The 16,175-nt window shown below is 53.6% G+C and carries 14 protein-coding genes and 1 other RNA gene; 14 read left to right on the top strand and 1 reads right to left on the bottom strand.

Annotated elements, in window-relative coordinates:
• Nucleotides 1-1,311, top strand: coding sequence for a transcription termination factor Rho (rho, locus tag J4772_RS03080; RefSeq protein ID WP_116065664.1), 1,311 nt, complete (start codon nt 1-3; stop codon nt 1,309-1,311).
• Nucleotides 1,312-1,333: 22 nt separating this feature from the next.
• Nucleotides 1,334-2,584, top strand: coding sequence for a radical SAM family protein (locus J4772_RS03085; protein ID WP_116065647.1), 1,251 nt, complete (start codon nt 1,334-1,336; stop codon nt 2,582-2,584).
• A 234-nt stretch (nt 2,585-2,818) separates the two neighbouring features.
• On the opposite strand, the gene J4772_RS03090 is transcribed toward J4772_RS03085, so the two are convergent.
• Complete coding sequence (locus tag J4772_RS03090; RefSeq protein WP_209074117.1) at nt 2,819-4,381, bottom strand: DUF4127 family protein; 1,563 nt, start codon at nt 4,379-4,381, stop codon at nt 2,819-2,821.
• A 390-nt stretch (nt 4,382-4,771) separates the two neighbouring features.
• On the opposite strand from J4772_RS03090, the gene J4772_RS03095 reads away from it, so the two are divergent.
• The 12 genes from J4772_RS03095 (at nt 4,772) to recR (ending at nt 16,111) form a co-directional block, all read left to right on the top strand.
• Nucleotides 4,772-6,130, top strand: a complete 1,359-nt coding sequence (locus J4772_RS03095) for an ABC transporter substrate-binding protein (protein WP_209074118.1) — start codon at nt 4,772-4,774, stop codon at nt 6,128-6,130.
• Nucleotides 6,131-6,217: 87 nt separating this feature from the next.
• A complete protein-coding gene (locus tag J4772_RS03100) occupies nt 6,218-7,114 on the top strand; it encodes a carbohydrate ABC transporter permease (protein WP_116065650.1) in 897 nt (298 codons plus the stop codon).
• Nucleotide 7,115: 1 nt separating this feature from the next.
• On the top strand, nt 7,116-7,952 hold the full coding sequence (locus J4772_RS03105; RefSeq protein WP_246017130.1) for a carbohydrate ABC transporter permease: 837 nt from the start codon (nt 7,116-7,118) through the stop codon (nt 7,950-7,952).
• A gap of 30 nt (nt 7,953-7,982) precedes the next feature.
• Complete coding sequence (locus tag J4772_RS03110) at nt 7,983-8,939, top strand: acetylxylan esterase (protein ID WP_209074119.1); 957 nt, start codon at nt 7,983-7,985, stop codon at nt 8,937-8,939.
• A gap of 137 nt (nt 8,940-9,076) precedes the next feature.
• On the top strand, nt 9,077-10,870 hold the full coding sequence (locus J4772_RS03115) for a DUF4434 domain-containing protein (RefSeq protein WP_209074120.1): 1,794 nt from the start codon (nt 9,077-9,079) through the stop codon (nt 10,868-10,870).
• A gap of 147 nt (nt 10,871-11,017) precedes the next feature.
• On the top strand, nt 11,018-11,215 hold the full coding sequence (rpmE, locus tag J4772_RS03120; RefSeq protein ID WP_116065653.1) for a 50S ribosomal protein L31: 198 nt from the start codon (nt 11,018-11,020) through the stop codon (nt 11,213-11,215).
• Between the two features lie 117 nt (nt 11,216-11,332).
• Entirely contained in the window at nt 11,333-11,725 is a 393-nt protein-coding gene (locus J4772_RS03125) for a hypothetical protein (protein ID WP_116065654.1), read from the top strand.
• A 66-nt stretch (nt 11,726-11,791) separates the two neighbouring features.
• Nucleotides 11,792-12,057, top strand: an RNA gene (gene ffs, locus J4772_RS03130) — signal recognition particle sRNA large type.
• Nucleotides 12,058-12,194: 137 nt separating this feature from the next.
• Nucleotides 12,195-13,307 carry a two-component system sensor histidine kinase NtrB gene (locus J4772_RS03135; RefSeq protein ID WP_209074121.1) on the top strand — a complete coding sequence of 371 codons (1,113 nt, stop codon included), beginning with the start codon at nt 12,195-12,197 and terminating at the stop codon, nt 13,305-13,307.
• Nucleotides 13,308-13,380: 73 nt separating this feature from the next.
• Nucleotides 13,381-15,135: a DNA polymerase III subunit gamma/tau gene (gene dnaX, locus J4772_RS03140; protein ID WP_209074122.1), complete on the top strand. Its 1,755-nt coding sequence runs from the start codon at nt 13,381-13,383 to the stop codon at nt 15,133-15,135.
• A 25-nt stretch (nt 15,136-15,160) separates the two neighbouring features.
• A complete protein-coding gene (locus J4772_RS03145; RefSeq protein ID WP_116065657.1) occupies nt 15,161-15,472 on the top strand; it encodes a YbaB/EbfC family nucleoid-associated protein in 312 nt (103 codons plus the stop codon).
• A 39-nt stretch (nt 15,473-15,511) separates the two neighbouring features.
• Nucleotides 15,512-16,111, top strand: coding sequence for a recombination mediator RecR (gene recR, locus J4772_RS03150; RefSeq protein WP_116065658.1), 600 nt, complete (start codon nt 15,512-15,514; stop codon nt 16,109-16,111).
• The last annotated feature ends 64 nt before the right edge of the window (nt 16,112-16,175 follow it).

Genomic DNA, 16,175 nt, shown 5'->3' on the forward strand with positions numbered 1-16,175 from the left:
ATGATGGGCGATTTGGAAGGACTTAAGCTGACCGAGCTGTACAAGCTTGCGAAGCAGCACCAGATCAATAACTATGCCCAGATGAAAAAAAGAGAATTGATTATCGCGATTTTGCGAGCGCAGGCGGAACGAAGCGGACTGATGTACATGGAAGGCGTGCTGGACGTTCTGCCCGAAGGCTTCGGGTTCCTGAGGCCGATCAATTACTTGCCGAGTCCGGAGGACATCTACATCTCCGCCTCGCAAATTCGTAAATTCGATTTGCGCACTGGGGATCTCGTATCCGGCAAGTGCCGGGCTCCGAAGGAAAACGAACGTTATTTCGGCCTTCTGCAAGTGAACGCCGTCAACGGTATCGCTCCGGAGACCGCCGCGGAACGGCTGCATTTTCCCGCACTCACCCCGCTCTACCCGCAGAAGAAAATCAAGCTCGAAACGTCTCCCACCCAACTGTCCACTCGCATTATGGATCTCGTTGCACCTGTCGGATTGGGCCAGCGCGGCTTGATCGTCGCTCAGCCTAAAGCGGGCAAAACGTTGCTGCTGAAGGAAATCGCCAACAGCATCGCTACGAATCATCCCGAGATCGACCTGTTCGTTCTGCTGATCGACGAGCGTCCGGAAGAAGTGACGGATATGCAGCGTTCGGTCAAAGGCGAGGTCATCGCATCCACATTCGACGAGGTGCCGGAGAACCATATCAAGGTTGCGGAGCTTGTGCTTGAACGCGCGCTGCGTCTGGTAGAGCACAAGAGGGACGTTGTGATTTTGATGGACAGTATTACGCGTCTGGCGCGGGCTTACAACCTGGTCGTTCCTCCGTCGGGACGCACGTTGTCGGGAGGTATCGATCCGGCGTCTTTCCACCGGCCGAAGCGCTTCTTCGGATCGGCGCGGAATATCGAGGAAGGCGGCAGCCTGACGATTCTGGCTACTGCTCTCGTGGAGACCGGCTCGCGTATGGACGATATTATTTACGAGGAATTCAAAGGCACCGGCAACATGGAGCTTCATCTAGATCGCAAGCTTTCCGAACGCCGAATTTTCCCGGCTCTCGATATCCGCCGTTCGGGGACGAGGCGGGAGGAGCTGCTGCTTGACAAGGAGGCGCTCGACAAGCTGTGGGCGATCCGCAAGAGTATGAACGATTCCATGGAATATGTGGAGGGCTTCCTGAAGAAGCTGGCCAACACGAAGACGAATCAGGAGTTTCTCGATATGTTGGACGTCAACGCGCCTGCGAGCGCGCCAAGCTCTTCAAGCCACTCTTCAAGCACCGGCGGGCGCCGGCCTCCCCGGAGCAGCACCTGAGTCTCGAAGGAGAGGTTAATCGATGCACCTGGTATATGCAGACGAACAAGGCAACGTATTCGATCATCCCGAGCTGTACGGCGTAGCCCGCAGCGGCGACAACCTCGTCGAGCTTCTCGAAGACGAGCTCATTCCGCTTCCTGCGGGAGCGACGCTTGTGGGCTTGCCTCACACAAGGGCTATCGGCATGGACCCGGACAGCGGCAGAATGCAGCTTCTTCCCGGCAATTATCAAGCGGTAGGGGCGCTGCTTCCGCAAGGTTTTACGCGATTTTATGTGCCGGGCTACTCGAAGACGGACAAATCGCAGAAATTCCCGCTGTTCGGCTACACTGCGGTCGTCTGGAAGGACGGCGGTTTCTATGTGGCGGCGGGGCAGACCGACGACCCGGAGCCGTGGAATCCCGAGAACTGCGATCGCAACGAGCTTAAGCTTGAAGTCGACCGGCTGCTTGGGACGTATCCGGACAACCGACTATACAAGCATCTGTCTCACTGCGCGCTGGAATACGAATGCCTCACCGCATCCAATACATTCCTGCAGCGTCTGGAAGGCGCCGTTCCCGTGTCGTTCTCATGCAACGCGGGCTGCTACGGCTGCATCTCCGAGCAACCGGACGACAGCGGCTTCGTCGCTCCGCAGACGCGGTTGAAGTTCCGGCCGGAAGCGGATGAAGTCGTCGACATTATGCTGGAGCACTTGAAGACGCCGCAATCGATTATCAGCTTCGGTCAAGGCTGCGAAGGCGAGCCTTCAACCCAGGCCAAGACGATCATCGAAGCCATCAAGCGCGTGCGCGAGCAGACGTCGCTCGGCTACATCAATATCAACACGAACGCGGGGCTGTCCGATCACCTGCGGGCAATTACCGACGCGGGCCTGGATTTGATGCGCGTGAGCACGATCAGCGCGCTCGACGACCATTACAACGCGTACTACAAACCTCGGGGCTACACCCTCAAGAACGTGGAGAAGTCGCTTCGGTACGCGGCGGACAAGGGCGTGTATACGTCGATCAACTACTTGATCTTTCCGGGCGTAACGGATCGCGAGGAAGAGATTGAGGCGATGATCGACTTTGCGCGGCGGACCGGCTTGAAGCTGATCCAGATGCGCAATCTGAACATCGACCCGGACGCTTATCTTGAGCTTATCCCGCCAGCTCAGGGGGAGATCTACGGCATGAAAACACTGCTGGAAATCTATAAGCAGGAGCTGCCGGACGTCGTGATCGGATCGTATACGCACGTGCCCCCGGTTGCTCGTCCATAGCCGACAAGGCTATCCCGGAAGCACTTCAAGCTGCTTGAAGATTTTATCGATGAACAAGGTAAAGGGGTATGTACCTCCTGCCGATGCTATACACTCCTGAATCCTGAATGGGGAAACCCGACACCGGATAATTTCAGTAGCGTATGAAGCGTCTACGGGAGGCAACATACCCCTTCTTTGTCTATCGAGCATTTCAACACAACTCTGTCTAGGGGACAACCCCAATTTCTCGCCTTATCCTCCCTCCGCTTCAATCCTTTGCAGCTTGAAGTCAAGCTCGAACATGCGATTCCAAGGAAGTCGAATCTCAGTCAGCCGGTAACGGTCCAGCTGAAAATCCGCCAGGCGGTTGCGGATAAACTCGTCCAGCCTCGTGCGGATTAATTCGTAAACCTGCTCGCGAATGTGATCGATGCTGAAATACTCCCCGCCAAGCTCAGGTAAATCGTTGGCGACGATATCCCCGCGGACGAGCGACTGATATCCCCAATCTTCGATCAGACGACAGAGCAAAAATTCCCTCTCAAGAGACTTTCGCTCAGGAGCTTGCTCCTCTTTACGATAATAAGAAGCTACGATCGCATGCGCGATAACCGTTCCGAGGGAGTTGCCGGACGTGTTCCACGCCGCATAGGCGGAGAGAGCGGGCAGGAGTCCGGAATCCTCCAACAGGTTCATAAGAACCGTGTCGGCGCCATTGCATACGGCTACGTCCGCGAGCGCGATCAATTTGTTTTTGCTCGAATACATCCGGATGGCCTGGGCGAACTCGCGGTAATTGATTTCGGAAAAATAAGTGCGGTGGCGCTCTCCGAACGGTATTCCCGTTTCCGCCATTTCATGCTGGCCGATCGCGGCCGAATGGACCATAAGCACGACGTCGGCATCCGCCGAGCTGTCGCCGATGCAAGCGCTGGCTGCTGTCAGATGGCACTTGATGCTCTCGCCGAGAGAGCGATCCTCGTATTTGGGGATAACGGCCGGTCCGTGAGTAGAGGAGTAGCGGACGAACACTTCCGGACGATACTGCTTGATCTCGCAGAAGACGCGAGTGAACAAAGTACAGCCGATCTCGTCGGCGCCAGGGTAAATATGAACGCGGTCCATCAGCCGGTTTGCTTCCACGGAGTGAAGCAGCTTCCTCTGCTCCAAGGCGGTAAAACCGTATCTGGAGTTGTCATCCAAGGGGATGATCAGAAAATCGATCGTTCCCTGCTGCGCATATCGGACAGCGGCTTCGTTAAGCGCCGCATTCGTTCGCCGCCTGTCGAGGAGATCGTGTAGCGCGTCGTGGGGCAAACGGGTCTGGAGCCGGCTCCACTCCTCGGTTTCTTCCGGTGTGAGCGTCTCTCGTTCCATTTTGTCGGACAGCCAGCCGTATTTATGCAGATCCGCGCCGTGCTCGGCATAATAATCCGGCTCTTCTTCGCTGCTATTGTACGCCGGGGCGCGGGTAATCAGGTTAAAGCCGTATATTCGCAGGCGCGGATTGGCCGATTTCAGATTTTTCAGGACAGCCAGCCGACGGAGGCATTCTTGTTCGTCGAGCCGATGCAGCCTGGACGGAACAATCCCGCCGTAAACAAGCATGTCGATGGAAAGGATCGCATAGTCGGCTCCCTCCGTTTCCTTAAGTAGCCATTCGGCGATCCGCTCGTGATTGGCTGCCTGTTTTTTATTTCCAAGCGCTGAAACGGGCGGGACGACAAACCGTACGTCGGTCATGGCGGCGATCTGTGCCGGGAACAAAGCGTTGCAAGGGCGTTCGTCGAGCGGAAGGTAAACGATAGTGGTCATAAAGAGCCTCCTTTTTCGAATCTTTTTCTATCATACAGCATAAATAGGAGGATATATCCGACTTTTAGTAAAAAATAAAATAAATATTCCAAATCCAAATGATTCCTGTTATGATGTTGATAAAACAGCCAGTCGCTGTTTAAAATAGTATGTTTATCCAAGAGAGGTGGCAAAGAGCTTAGAGGGCGGTTTGGCACGCTTTTATCGGGACGATATATCCAACTATTCGACTCTTCATAAAAAATATATCCTTCATAAAAGCGGGTGATGAATCAGATTCTTCGCGACATACGGGGGTGATGCTGCCGAAAGTGAAATGTAAACGGTTTCTCGGGGGCTGGGAAGCAAATCAGGTTTGACCAAGAAAGTAAACCAATCGGAGGGTTGAGCATGAATAAGAAGGGTTTGCAAAAGTTGGGCACAGGATTTCTTACCGCGACCATAGCGATCAGTCTGTCGTTAACGGGCTGCTCCACGAACAACGGCGGATCGTCGGAACCTTCGAAATCGGCGGGAGGAGCTTCCTCGCAACCGGCAAGCGAGTCGCCAAAGTCGGAAAACAAAGAAAGATCCGAGGTTTCGTTCTGGTACTTGTGGACCGGGGCGGAAGGAGAAGCGATGGAAAAGCTGATTGCTGAATTCAACGGCAGTCAAGATCAATATACGGTCAAAGGTTTATCCGTGCCGGATATGCAGAAGATCATCGTCGCGCTATCCAGCGGCAGCGGACCGGACGTGACGGACAACTTTAGCTCTAACACGGCGTCCTACGCGGAGAAGGGCATTCTCGAACCGCTCGATGAATACATCGCGCGCGATAATTACGATATTTCCGATTTTGTGCCCGCCGTCCTGGATAGTTCTAAATACGACGGAAAACTGTATGCGCTTCCAAGCAACGTGTCTTTCAATATGATGTTCTACAACAAGAAGCTGTTTGCCGAAGCCGGTATCGCCAACCCTCCCAAGACAGACGAAGAGCTGCTCGAATTTGCGGTCAAGCTGACTCAGGTTAATGCCGACAAGACGATTAAAGTGCTCGGGTTCCCGGACTATCCGTTCGTTTATTATCCGAATTCGATGACTTACGCAATGGGCGGCGATTATATTTCCGCCGATGGCAAGCTGACTCCCAACAATCCGGGAACGTTGACAGCGCTTAAGCTGATCCAATCCTACCGGGAGCAGTTTGGTCAAGACAATATCGCGAAGTTCAGCTCGTCCGCCAAATATATGGATGCGACCGATCCGTTTATGACAGGCAATCAGGCGATCCGCTTCGACGGACCGTGGTTCGGACATATCGTGAAAAATGTGCTCAAAATTACGGATCTCGATTACGGCGTTGCGCCGCTTCCGGCACCGGCGGGCAAGCCCGAATTGGCGGGCGGGGGAGAAGTCAGCAGCTCGACCTTCTTCATTGCCAAGAGCGCCAAAAACAAAGAAGGCGCATGGGCGTTCTTGAGCTGGCTGATGTCCAAGGAGACGATGGTGAAGATGAACAAGGATTTCGGCAGCTTGCCGGCCAGATCCTCGCTCTATGACGACCCGTCACTGCAGAGCATACCGGATTTCCAAGCGTTCGCCGAAGCGGCCAAGAGTCCGAATTTAAAGTCGTTCCCGGCCATCTCGGTGCAGGCGGAATACAACAAGGTGATTGCGGATGAATTCGAGCTTGCGGCCAACGGCAAGAAATCGGCGGAAGACGCACTGAAGGCGGCGGAAGAGAAGAGCCAGAAGCTGCAATAACGGGACCGGGTCCCATGGAAAATCCTACTCTCTGGAGCTGAGGAATTTCCATGGGACGCGGTTTGATCCGCATCTTGGAGGTGCACGGTGAAGAAAAATACGATCAAGGGCTTATTGTTCGCCAGTCCTTGGCTAGTGGGCTTTGTCGGCTTGACTTTGTACCCGATTCTGCTGTCTCTCTATTACGGCTTCACGGAGTTTAATGTCTTCCAGCCTCCGAAATTCGTCGGCTTGAAAAACTATTCCGAACTGTTCGAAGACGAGCTGTTCTGGAAAAGTCTGAAAAATACGCTGTACGTTACGCTGATCGGAATCCCCGTTAATCTGATCTTCGCGCTGCTGATCGCCATGCTGTTGAATATGAAAGTGCGAGGGATGGCCTTCTACCGCACGATCTTTTACTTGCCTACAATCGTGCCGATCGCGGCTTCGACGCTTCTGTGGATCTGGATCATGAACGGACAGTATGGCTTGCTGAATCAGTTGCTCGGGAAGCTTGGAGTTTACCAGCCGAGCTGGTTCGGCGATCCGAGCTATACGAAGCCTTCACTGCTCATTATCGGCGTATGGGCGGTAGGCAATATTATCGTCATTTTTCTTGCTTCGTTGCAGGATGTGCCCAGATCGCTGTACGAGTCTGCAGAGATCGACGGCGCCAATTTCGGAAGGAAGTTTGTCCATATCACGCTTCCCGGCATATCTCCCATTATCTTGTTTCAGTTAATTATGCAGGTTATTAACGGTTTTCAGTACTTCACCCAGGCTTATTTTATCGTTGGCAGCTCGGGAGGATTGAACAGTGCCAGCGGCGGCCCGGAAAACTCGCTGCTGATGTACGCAATCTATTTGTACCAGAACGCGTTTTACTATCTGAAAATGGGTAAAGCCTCGGCGATGGCTTGGGTGATGTTCATTCTCGTCGGAGTCATCACTTGGGCCATTTTCAAATCATCGAAGAAATGGGTTACTTACGGGGGGGAGTAAGGTGATTGGGTCGCCTGCGAGAAAGCTGGGCAGTAAAGTGGTTCCTCATCTCGTGTTGATTGCGCTGGGCCTTATTTTTGCAGTTCCCTTCTTGTGGCTTCTGGGTACCTCCCTTAAGTCGCTGAATGAAATTTCGCAATCGTTGTCCATCGTTCCGAAACAGTTTCAATGGGAGAACTATGTTCGGGTGTTCGAGCGGATTCCGTATGTACGCTATACGTTAAATACGTTTTATGTCAGCGTGTTTAGCGTAATCGGACAGGTGATCTCGTCTTCTCTGGTCGCTTATTCGCTGTCTAAGGTGGAGTGGAAAGGCAAAAATATGATTTTTCCGATCGTTATCGCCACGATGCTGCTGCCTTACCAAGTGACGATGATTCCCGTCTTTATGATTTTTCAGAAGCTGCAATTGGTTGGCTCGTTCTGGCCGCTAATCCTTCCGACGTTTACGGGAGCTCCGTTCTATATTTTTCTGCTGAGGCAGTTTTTTATGACAATTCCCGATTCCTTGATCCATGCGGCGAGAATTGACGGAGCCAGAGAGTTTACGATCTTTACGCGAATTATTCTTCCGCTGTGCAAGCCGGCGCTGGCGGCGGTAGCGATCTTCACCTTTATCGCGACATGGTCCGACTTTCTGGGGCCGTTGATTTATTTGAACGACAACAAATACTACACCCTGACGTTGGGGCTGCAAGCGTTTATGGCCGAGCACTACGTGGAATGGGATCTGCTTATGGCCGCTTCCGCATTGTTCACGTTGCCGATTGTCGTCTTGTTCTTTTTTGCGCAGAAATATTTTATCGAGGGCATTACGTTAACGGGCATTAAAGCATAGATGCACTTCACGACGAGAGGATGACTACCTGTGCCATTAGTGGATATGCCGCTGGAGCAACTGCAGAAATACCAGGGCCGCAACCCGCGTCCCGACGATTTCGACGAATACTGGAGCCGAGCGCTGGCGGAGATGCGGGCGGTAAAGGCGGAGGTGGAGTTGGTCAGAAGCGAATTTCAGGCACCGAACGCGGAGTGCTTTGATTTGTATTTTACGGGAGTGCGCGGCGCGAGAATCCATGCCAAGTACGTTCGGCCCAAAAACGCTCCGGTTCCGCATCCGGCGATCCTTCAATTTCACGGGTATACCGGCAGCGCGGGAGAATGGTGCGACAAACTTAGCTACGCATCCGTGGGATATTCCGTCATCGCCATGGACGTACGGGGACAAGGGGGGAAATCGGAGGATACCGGAGGAGTAAAAGGGACGACATTAAACGGCCATCTTATTCGCGGACTTGACGATCATCCCGACAATCTGCTGTTCCGTCACATTTTCCTGGATACGGCGCAATTGGCCGGGATCGCGATGGGCTTCCCGGAAGTGGATCCGGATCGCATCGGGGCGATGGGGGCCTCGCAAGGGGGCGGTCTTACGTTGGCGTGCGGTGCGCTGGAGCCGAGAATTAAGCGGCTCGCTCCTACGTTCCCGTATCTTTGCGATTATTTGCAGGGATACGATCTGGACTTGGACCCGGGCAATCAGGAATTAAAGAGATTTTTCCGTTTTCACGATCCTCAGCACCGGCGCAAGCAAGAAATCTTTACTAAGCTGGGGTACATCGATATTCAATATTTGGCGCAGCGGATTCGCGGAGAAGTGATGCTGGGAATTTCTATGATGGATATCGGTTGCCCTCCATCGACGCAGTTCTCGGTTTACAACAAAATTACGGCGCCGAAAAGTCTGGAGATTTATCCGGATTTCGGTCATGAATATTTGCCTGGATTCGGCGATCAGACGATGCAGTTTTTCCTCGGCCTGTAGTTACGGCAGCAAACAGCGACCTAGAGCGTGTATGTATACACGCCCTAGCCCAGCTCGCATAGCTTTCTCTATCTGTTGCGGTTTGGCGATTCAACGATCATATGCAATTATTCCGATTCATAAAGGAGATTGTGAATATGAACGCATCCGTTGCAAGCCATAGACTTTTCAGCAAAGAGACTGCAGTTGTGGTATTGGTTGTCGTCATCTTGTTCGCATTGCTGCCCTACTCGCATGCCAGCGCTCTCATCCCTCCCGGCAAAGTCACGGCTGAGACTACGAGCCCGCCGGTATTCAGCGGAACTTTCCTCCAGCCGGATCTGGGGGATTCGTGGAATGCCGCTCAGTGGGAAGAGGAGTTCGAGTACATGCAGGACGTGGGAATCGACCAGTTGGTGCTGCAATGGACGGCGAACAGCAAGTTCAAGACGGCGGTCTATCCGACGTCCGTGACGGGCTACACGCAGAATACGACTCAGGATTTGATGGAGCTTGCCCTAGAGACCGGCGAGAGCGTCGGAACGGATATTTATGTGGGATTAAACGTCAACGACGATTGGTTTTTCAAATACGCCAACGATCCAATTTGGCTGGACCAAGAAGAGGATGCGGCGATAGCGTTCGCGGACGACCTGTGGACGAAATATGGAAGCTATTCTTCATTTAAGGGTTGGTACTTGAGCCTTGAGGTGGAAAACTGGAATTTTCCGACCGCAACCGAATGGGGACGGCTGGCCAATTACTACGATAACGTAATCGCCCATCTTAAAACGCTGTCTCCTAACAAGCCCGTAGTTATCTCGCCTTATTTTAATCCGGCGGGCGGATTGAATCTGGCAGGCTGGCAGGACATGTGGGAATATATTTTGGATGTCGCCCCGATCGACGTGATCGCGCTGCAGGATGGCGTGGGAGCAGGACATGCAACCACCGGACAGCTGGCCGACTGGTTCGCCGCCACTCAGAGCGCCATTGCGAATGCAAGGCCGACTACCGAACTGTGGGCCGATACGGAAACGTTTAATTTGGATTTCCAGCCAATGGCGATCCAGACGATGGTTGACGATATGGACGCGGTGCAGCCGTACGTAACGAATTATTTAAGCTTCAGCTTTAATCATTATATCAGCCCGCAGCAAGGGAATTCGCTCTATTACGATACGTACAAAGATTATTACGACAACGGAACGGTGGAGACCGTCGCCCCGACAATTCCGGCGGGACTAAGCGCGACTGCGCTGGATTCGCAAACCGTTCAGCTGCTATGGACGGGTTCTACCGATAATATCGGAGTAGTCGGCTACCAAATCTATCGCAATGACGAATGGGTAGGCAGAACGTATACGAGCCTGTCCGAGTTTACCGACGTTCAGCTTGACGCCAGCACGGCCTATCAGTATAAAATTCAAGCGATAGACGCTGCGGGAAATCTGTCGGGCTTCTCTGCGACGGCGAACGTTACGACTCCGGCAGGCGCAAGCTATCCGACGAATTTGGCTCTAGGCAAGACATATACGGCGAGCGAGCCCGCTCATGCGAATTACCCGGATAGCGGCGGGCAATTAACAGACGGGATCCGAGCGACCTCTAATTTCGGCGATGCCGAATGGCAGGGATATTTTGCCGCCGCTCCGCTCGAATTCGTCGTCGACTTGGGAGCGGTCTCGACGATTGACGAGATTAACGTCGGCTTTTTGCAAGACAAACCGCTTTATATTTTTCTACCCAAGCAGGTGGAGTATTTCGTATCTTCGGATAATATCAATTTCACTTCGGTCGGCGTTGTAAGCAAACCCGCTGTCGGAGAGGCAACCCGGACGAAGGATTATAAAATGACCGGCTTGAGCGGGGTGACGGGAAGGTATGTCAAAGCGAAGGTCACTCAGCTCAGTTCATGGATATTCATGGATGAGTTCGAGGTCAGAACCTAAAATGCCGCAAACCTCGCGGAGCGCAAGAAGCCGAAGAACGCGGCGGGGATTAGCAGTTGCATGGCCGGATAGCGCTGTGATATAATCCCTCATGTGTCTAATACTCTGGATCCGACTGTTGATCCAGGGCAGAAAGAGGTGAAACCTGTGAAACCATCCATTCATCCGCAATACAACGTAGTTACGGCTGTTTGCGCATGCGGCAACACTTTCGAAACAGGTTCGATCAAGTCGAATCTGAAAGTCGAAGTTTGCTCGGCTTGCCATCCGTTCTACACCGGTAAACAGAAGTTTATCGATGCGGGCGGTCGCGTTGACAAGTTTAAGAAAAAATACGGCATCTAATTATGCAATCGCCAGCCAGCGCCGTCAGCCTATCCGGTTGTCGACGCATGGCAAAATTAGGCCGTATAGAGATAAGCCTCCTTTGAAATCCTACGGGATACAAGGGAGGTTTTTTTCATGAGAAAACAATCGATCGCGTTACTGACCGGGTTATGTCTGCTGCTCGCGCTTACCGGATGCGCAACGAATGGAAAAACAGGCTCGGGCGTGAAAACGCAAAACTACAAGCAGGACGGTTATCTCGGCCAGACGAATGCCCATCCCGGGCTGCCTGGGCATCATATCGTGACGGATTACAAAAACGATAATCTTTCCATGCGGCGGGCGATCAAAAATGTGCCGGGCGTAGCCGATTCCTCCATAACCTTTAACGGAGCGGACGCTTACGTTACCATCAAGCTGGAAGCGGGCTTGGCCCCGCGCGAAATCCCGACGGTCGAGCAGCAGGCGGCAACAGTGCTGCGATTCAACTATCCTCGGTACACCATTCACGTTCAATCGATGAAATAAGCTTTTTTTTCGGGAAGTGTTTCCTTCGGTTGCATTTCCTCGCGCAAGTCGCTATACTTAGTTTTGCCGTGCTAGACGGGGAGGTAGCGGTGCCCTGTAACTCGCAATCCGCTCCAGCGAGGTTGAATTCCTGTTTGAGGTTTTGCGATGCAGGTTCCGGTAGGTGTGTGGATGTGTTGACGGCAAGGTCCTCCGCGAGGGACGGCCATGAACCCGGTCAGGTCCGGAAGGAAGCAGCCGTAAGTGGTTTAGTTCTTGTGCTGGGGGGCAGCCTTGCCTGAGCGTCTCGCTCCTATACGGCTGGATCGCAATTATCGAGATCAGGTGCACGGTTCTGATCGCGCATACGAGCAAAGCACCATGACGATTCGGTCATGGTGCTTTTTTTCATATAGGCCGAAAGGAGGGAAATCGCCCGGAATACCGAATATTTACAATTGCTGGCTCGTTGTCCGGAGGTGAAGTGAAAATGATGGACGAATCGGCAAATCTTGAAGGAGTCCGTGCGGCAGGTGGAATTGAAGCCGAGCGGGAACGCTACGTCAGGCAATTCGTCAACCGCTTTCTATCCATGGAAGGAGTCGGCGTCATGCTGCTGGATTCCGATTTTCACATTGTGGAAGTCAGCGATATGATTGTGTCCTTGTGCGGACTTCCAAGAGCCGATATCGTGAGTAAGCATGCGGAGTTATGGTTTGACGAGGTTGGGTTGAAGCCTCATCCGTTCGACCGGAGCTTGCTCGAAGGAAGGACCTTTCGCAGCAAGGTCTTGAACTGGAAGCAAGACAAGCAACTACATACGCTTATGATCGACGGCGAAAATTTGATGGAAGGGGAGAAGCGGACCGGCGCTTTCGTACTGTTCCGGGACGTATCTCACCGAATGGCTTTGGAGGAGCAGGTCAGACGTTCGGATCGGCTGAAGACGATCGGCCAGATCGCGGCGGGCACGGCTCACGAGATTCGCAATCCGCTAACGGCAATCAAAGGATTTATGCAGCTTCTGAGCAAATCCCTCAGGGATCGCGATATGGAGAAGGAGTACGATTACGTCGGAATTGTATTGTCCGAGCTCGATAGGGTGAACGATCTGGTCAGCGAGTTTCTGCTGCTAAGCAGGCCCAAAGAATTGCGCCAAGCTTCGATGAAGGTTGGGGGAGTTCTTCAGGAAATATTGCCGATGATACGCAACGAAGCGTTGCTGCATAACGTAACGGTGATTTACTTGCCCAGGCCTGAGCTGCCTCCGATCTTGGCGGACAAGGAGTTGCTGAAACAAGTATTTTTGAACCTAGGGAAAAATGCAATAGAAGCGATGGACGGAGGAGGGACATTAATAATTCGCGAGTGCGGCATCTCAGAAGAAACTAATCGAATTACAGTGGAATTCAAGGATACGGGGCCGGGGATTCCTTCGGAAGCGCTCGACAAGGTGTTCGACCCGTTCTTCACAACGAAGCCCCAAGGCACGGGACTGGGGCTGTCCGTCTGTCAGCGCATCGTGGACGATTTGGGCGGGAGCATCGAAGTGGCCTCCGATGGAGACGGCGCGCTGTTTATCGTAGGTCTTCCTTGTTATTGAACGAAGGTGGAGCACATCCATCCGATGATGTATAATGGGGGATGAAACGGCAAGCCGACGGGAGCGACTAGCAATGGCACATTTAGCTTTGTACCGGGCATGGCGTCCCCAGACGTTCAAGGACATGGTCGGACAACAACATATCGTTCAGACTTTGCAAAATGCGATTCGCGAAGATCGCCTTTCGCATGCCTATCTGTTCAGCGGTCCGAGGGGAACGGGGAAGACCAGCGCGGCGAAAGTATTGGCGAAGGCGGTCAACTGCGAGCACGGCCCTTCGCCGGAGCCCTGCAATTCGTGTTCGCAATGCGAACGGATTACCAGCGGTTCGGTTATGGACGTCGTGGAGATCGATGCGGCATCCAATCGCGGGGTAGAGGAAATTCGCGATATTCGCGACAAGGTCAAATATTCGCCGACAGAAGTACGGCGTAAAGTGTATATTATCGACGAAGTTCATATGTTAACTACGGAAGCGTTTAACGCGCTGCTCAAAACGTTGGAGGAGCCGCCCGGCCACGTCATGTTCATTCTTGCGACGACGGAGCCTCACAAGCTGCCTCCAACCATTATCTCCCGCTGTCAGAGATTCGATTTCCGCAGAGTTCCGCTGGAGGAACAGACGGGATTGATGAGAGAGATTTGCGGAGAGGAAGGCATCGCTGCGGAGGATGAGGCGCTTCGCTATATTGCCCGCCTATCCGACGGCGGCATGCGGGACGCGTTAAGTCTGCTCGATCAGATCTCCTCGTTCACGGGCGGGCGAGTCAGCCTGGAGCTGGCGGTGGAGGCGACGGGCGGTCTGCCTTCCGAGCAATTCGCCCGATTGGCTATTGCCGTGAGAGAGAATGATGCTTCGAAGGTTTTGCTGGAAATCGACGAGATGATGAGAGCGGGAAAAAGCGCAGAAAAATGTCTGGAGCAGCTCATGCATTATTTCCGCGATTTGTTGCTGGCGCAGCTTGCTCCGGAAGCCGGCGATTCCTCGGGAAGGGTCGGCAACCCAGCGGAGCTGAAGGAAATGTCTGCCGGATTTTCTCGCGAGCGGTTATTTGCTATCATTGATTTGTTGAACCGTTATCAAGGGGAGATGAAATACGCGGCGCATCCTCAGACGATGTTCGAGATCGCGCTGCTTAAGCTGTGCTCCGGAGATGCCGGCGAACAGCCACTTATCCGTACAGCGGATTCGGGAGTCGGCCGCGAAGAGCTGGGACAGTTGAAACAGCAGCTCGCGGCTCTTGAGAGCAAGCTGGGTGCGCTGACCAATGGCGGAGCGGCGATCGCTTCGCCGGGCGGCAAGCCGGCGTCCGGGTCCGGGGGCTCACGCGGCTCCGCAGGCCCCAGCTCATCCACGGCGCCGCGCGCAGCGACGGTGTCGCGCCAGAAGCTGGCGGCATTCGCTTCCGCCCGCGGCTCCGCAGGCTCTTACTTGGCCAAATGGCCGCAGATCATGCAGAGAGTCAAGGAAGAGCGGGTTACCGTTCATGCTTGGCTGGTGGACGGCGAACCGGTTTCCTTCGAGGACGGCTCGATTCTGGTCGCTTTCAAAAACTCGATTCATCGGGAGACGACCGAGAAGCCGGCTAACAGGGGCGTAATCGAAGGGGTGCTGAACTCGATTTTCGGCAGTCCGACGCAGCTCGTGACGACTTTGCAGCGGGAGTGGCAAGAAGTGCTCGCGGAATCCGAGGGCACGCCCGGAGGTTCCCCCGAGGCAGAAGAGCTGCAGCTTGTTCCCGAGGGGGAGGAGCCTGGCCACGAGCCTTGGGTAGACGAAGCTGTACGGCTGTTCGGGGAAGAGCTGGTCACGATTAAGGACGATTAAACCAAACTACGGGAGGTTGCACGACATGAACAACATGAACCAAATGATGAAGCAAGTTAAGAAAATGCAGGAGCAAATGCTGAAGGCTCAAGAGGAACTGGGCAACAAGACGATCGAAGGATCGGCGGGCGGCGGAGTCGTTACCGTTTCCGTCAATGGTCACAAGAAGCTGCTAGACATCAAGATCAAGCCGGAAGCGGTTGATCCGGAAGACGTCGAGATGCTGCAGGATCTCGTTCTGACTGCCGTTAACGATGCGCTTACTAAAGCGGACGATCTGGCTAATCAGGATATGAGCAAATATACCGGGGGCATGAAGATTCCCGGCTTGTTCTAGAACGTTTTTTGAACAACTTCTTTAGAGGAGACTGAGCCCTTGTTCTATCCGGAACCGATTGCCAAGCTAATCGACTCCTTCTCCCGCCTTCCCGGCATCGGGCCGAAGACGGCCGCAAGGCTGGCGTTCTACGTCCTGCGGATGAAAGAGGAAGACGTGATCGATTTTGCCAAGGCATTGGTGAACGTCAAACGCAATCTCACTTACTGCTCCGTCTGCTGTAATATTACCGATACAGACCCGTGCCGGATTTGCTCGGACAAGGCGCGAGACGCCTCCGTCATCTGCGTCGTTCAGGAGCCGAAAGATCTCGTAGCTATGGAAAGAACCCGCGAGTACAATGGTCACTATCATGTGCTTAACGGGGCGATTTCCCCGATGGACGGCCTCGGGCCGGACGATATCCGCATCGCCGAATTGGTGCGTAGACTAGGCGACGAGCGGGTACAGGAGCTGATTCTGGCCACCAACCCGAACATTGAAGGCGAGGCGACGGCGATGTATCTATCCCGGCTGGTCAAGCCATTCGGTATTAAGGTCACTCGAATCGCTCACGGATTGCCGGTCGGAGGAGACTTGGAATACGCGGATGAAGTGACGATCTCCAAGGCGTTGGAAGGTCGCAGAGAACTGAATTGACGCGCATCGCGATAAGCCAAACCCCGAGACCGCCGTCGAAGGCGAACTCGGGGTTTTCTATATT

The organism is Cohnella sp. LGH, from assembly GCF_017671885.1.
Taxonomy (GTDB): Bacteria; Bacillota; Bacilli; order Paenibacillales; family Paenibacillaceae; genus Cohnella; species Cohnella phaseoli.

Excerpts from the sequence above, each read along its gene's own strand:
- rho (WP_116065664.1), top strand. The coding sequence starts at position 1 with ATGATGGGCGATTTGGAAGGACTTAAGCTGACCGAGCTGTACAAGCTT.
- J4772_RS03085 (WP_116065647.1), top strand. The coding sequence starts at position 1,334 with ATGCACCTGGTATATGCAGACGAACAAGGCAACGTATTCGATCATCCC.
- J4772_RS03090 (WP_209074117.1), bottom strand. The coding sequence starts at position 4,381 with ATGACCACTATCGTTTACCTTCCGCTCGACGAACGCCCTTGCAACGCT.
- J4772_RS03095 (WP_209074118.1), top strand. The coding sequence starts at position 4,772 with ATGAATAAGAAGGGTTTGCAAAAGTTGGGCACAGGATTTCTTACCGCG.
- J4772_RS03115 (WP_209074120.1), top strand. The coding sequence starts at position 9,077 with ATGAACGCATCCGTTGCAAGCCATAGACTTTTCAGCAAAGAGACTGCA.
- J4772_RS03125 (WP_116065654.1), top strand. The coding sequence starts at position 11,333 with ATGAGAAAACAATCGATCGCGTTACTGACCGGGTTATGTCTGCTGCTC.
- J4772_RS03135 (WP_209074121.1), top strand. The coding sequence starts at position 12,195 with ATGATGGACGAATCGGCAAATCTTGAAGGAGTCCGTGCGGCAGGTGGA.
- dnaX (WP_209074122.1), top strand. The coding sequence starts at position 13,381 with ATGGCACATTTAGCTTTGTACCGGGCATGGCGTCCCCAGACGTTCAAG.
- J4772_RS03145 (WP_116065657.1), top strand. The coding sequence starts at position 15,161 with ATGAACAACATGAACCAAATGATGAAGCAAGTTAAGAAAATGCAGGAG.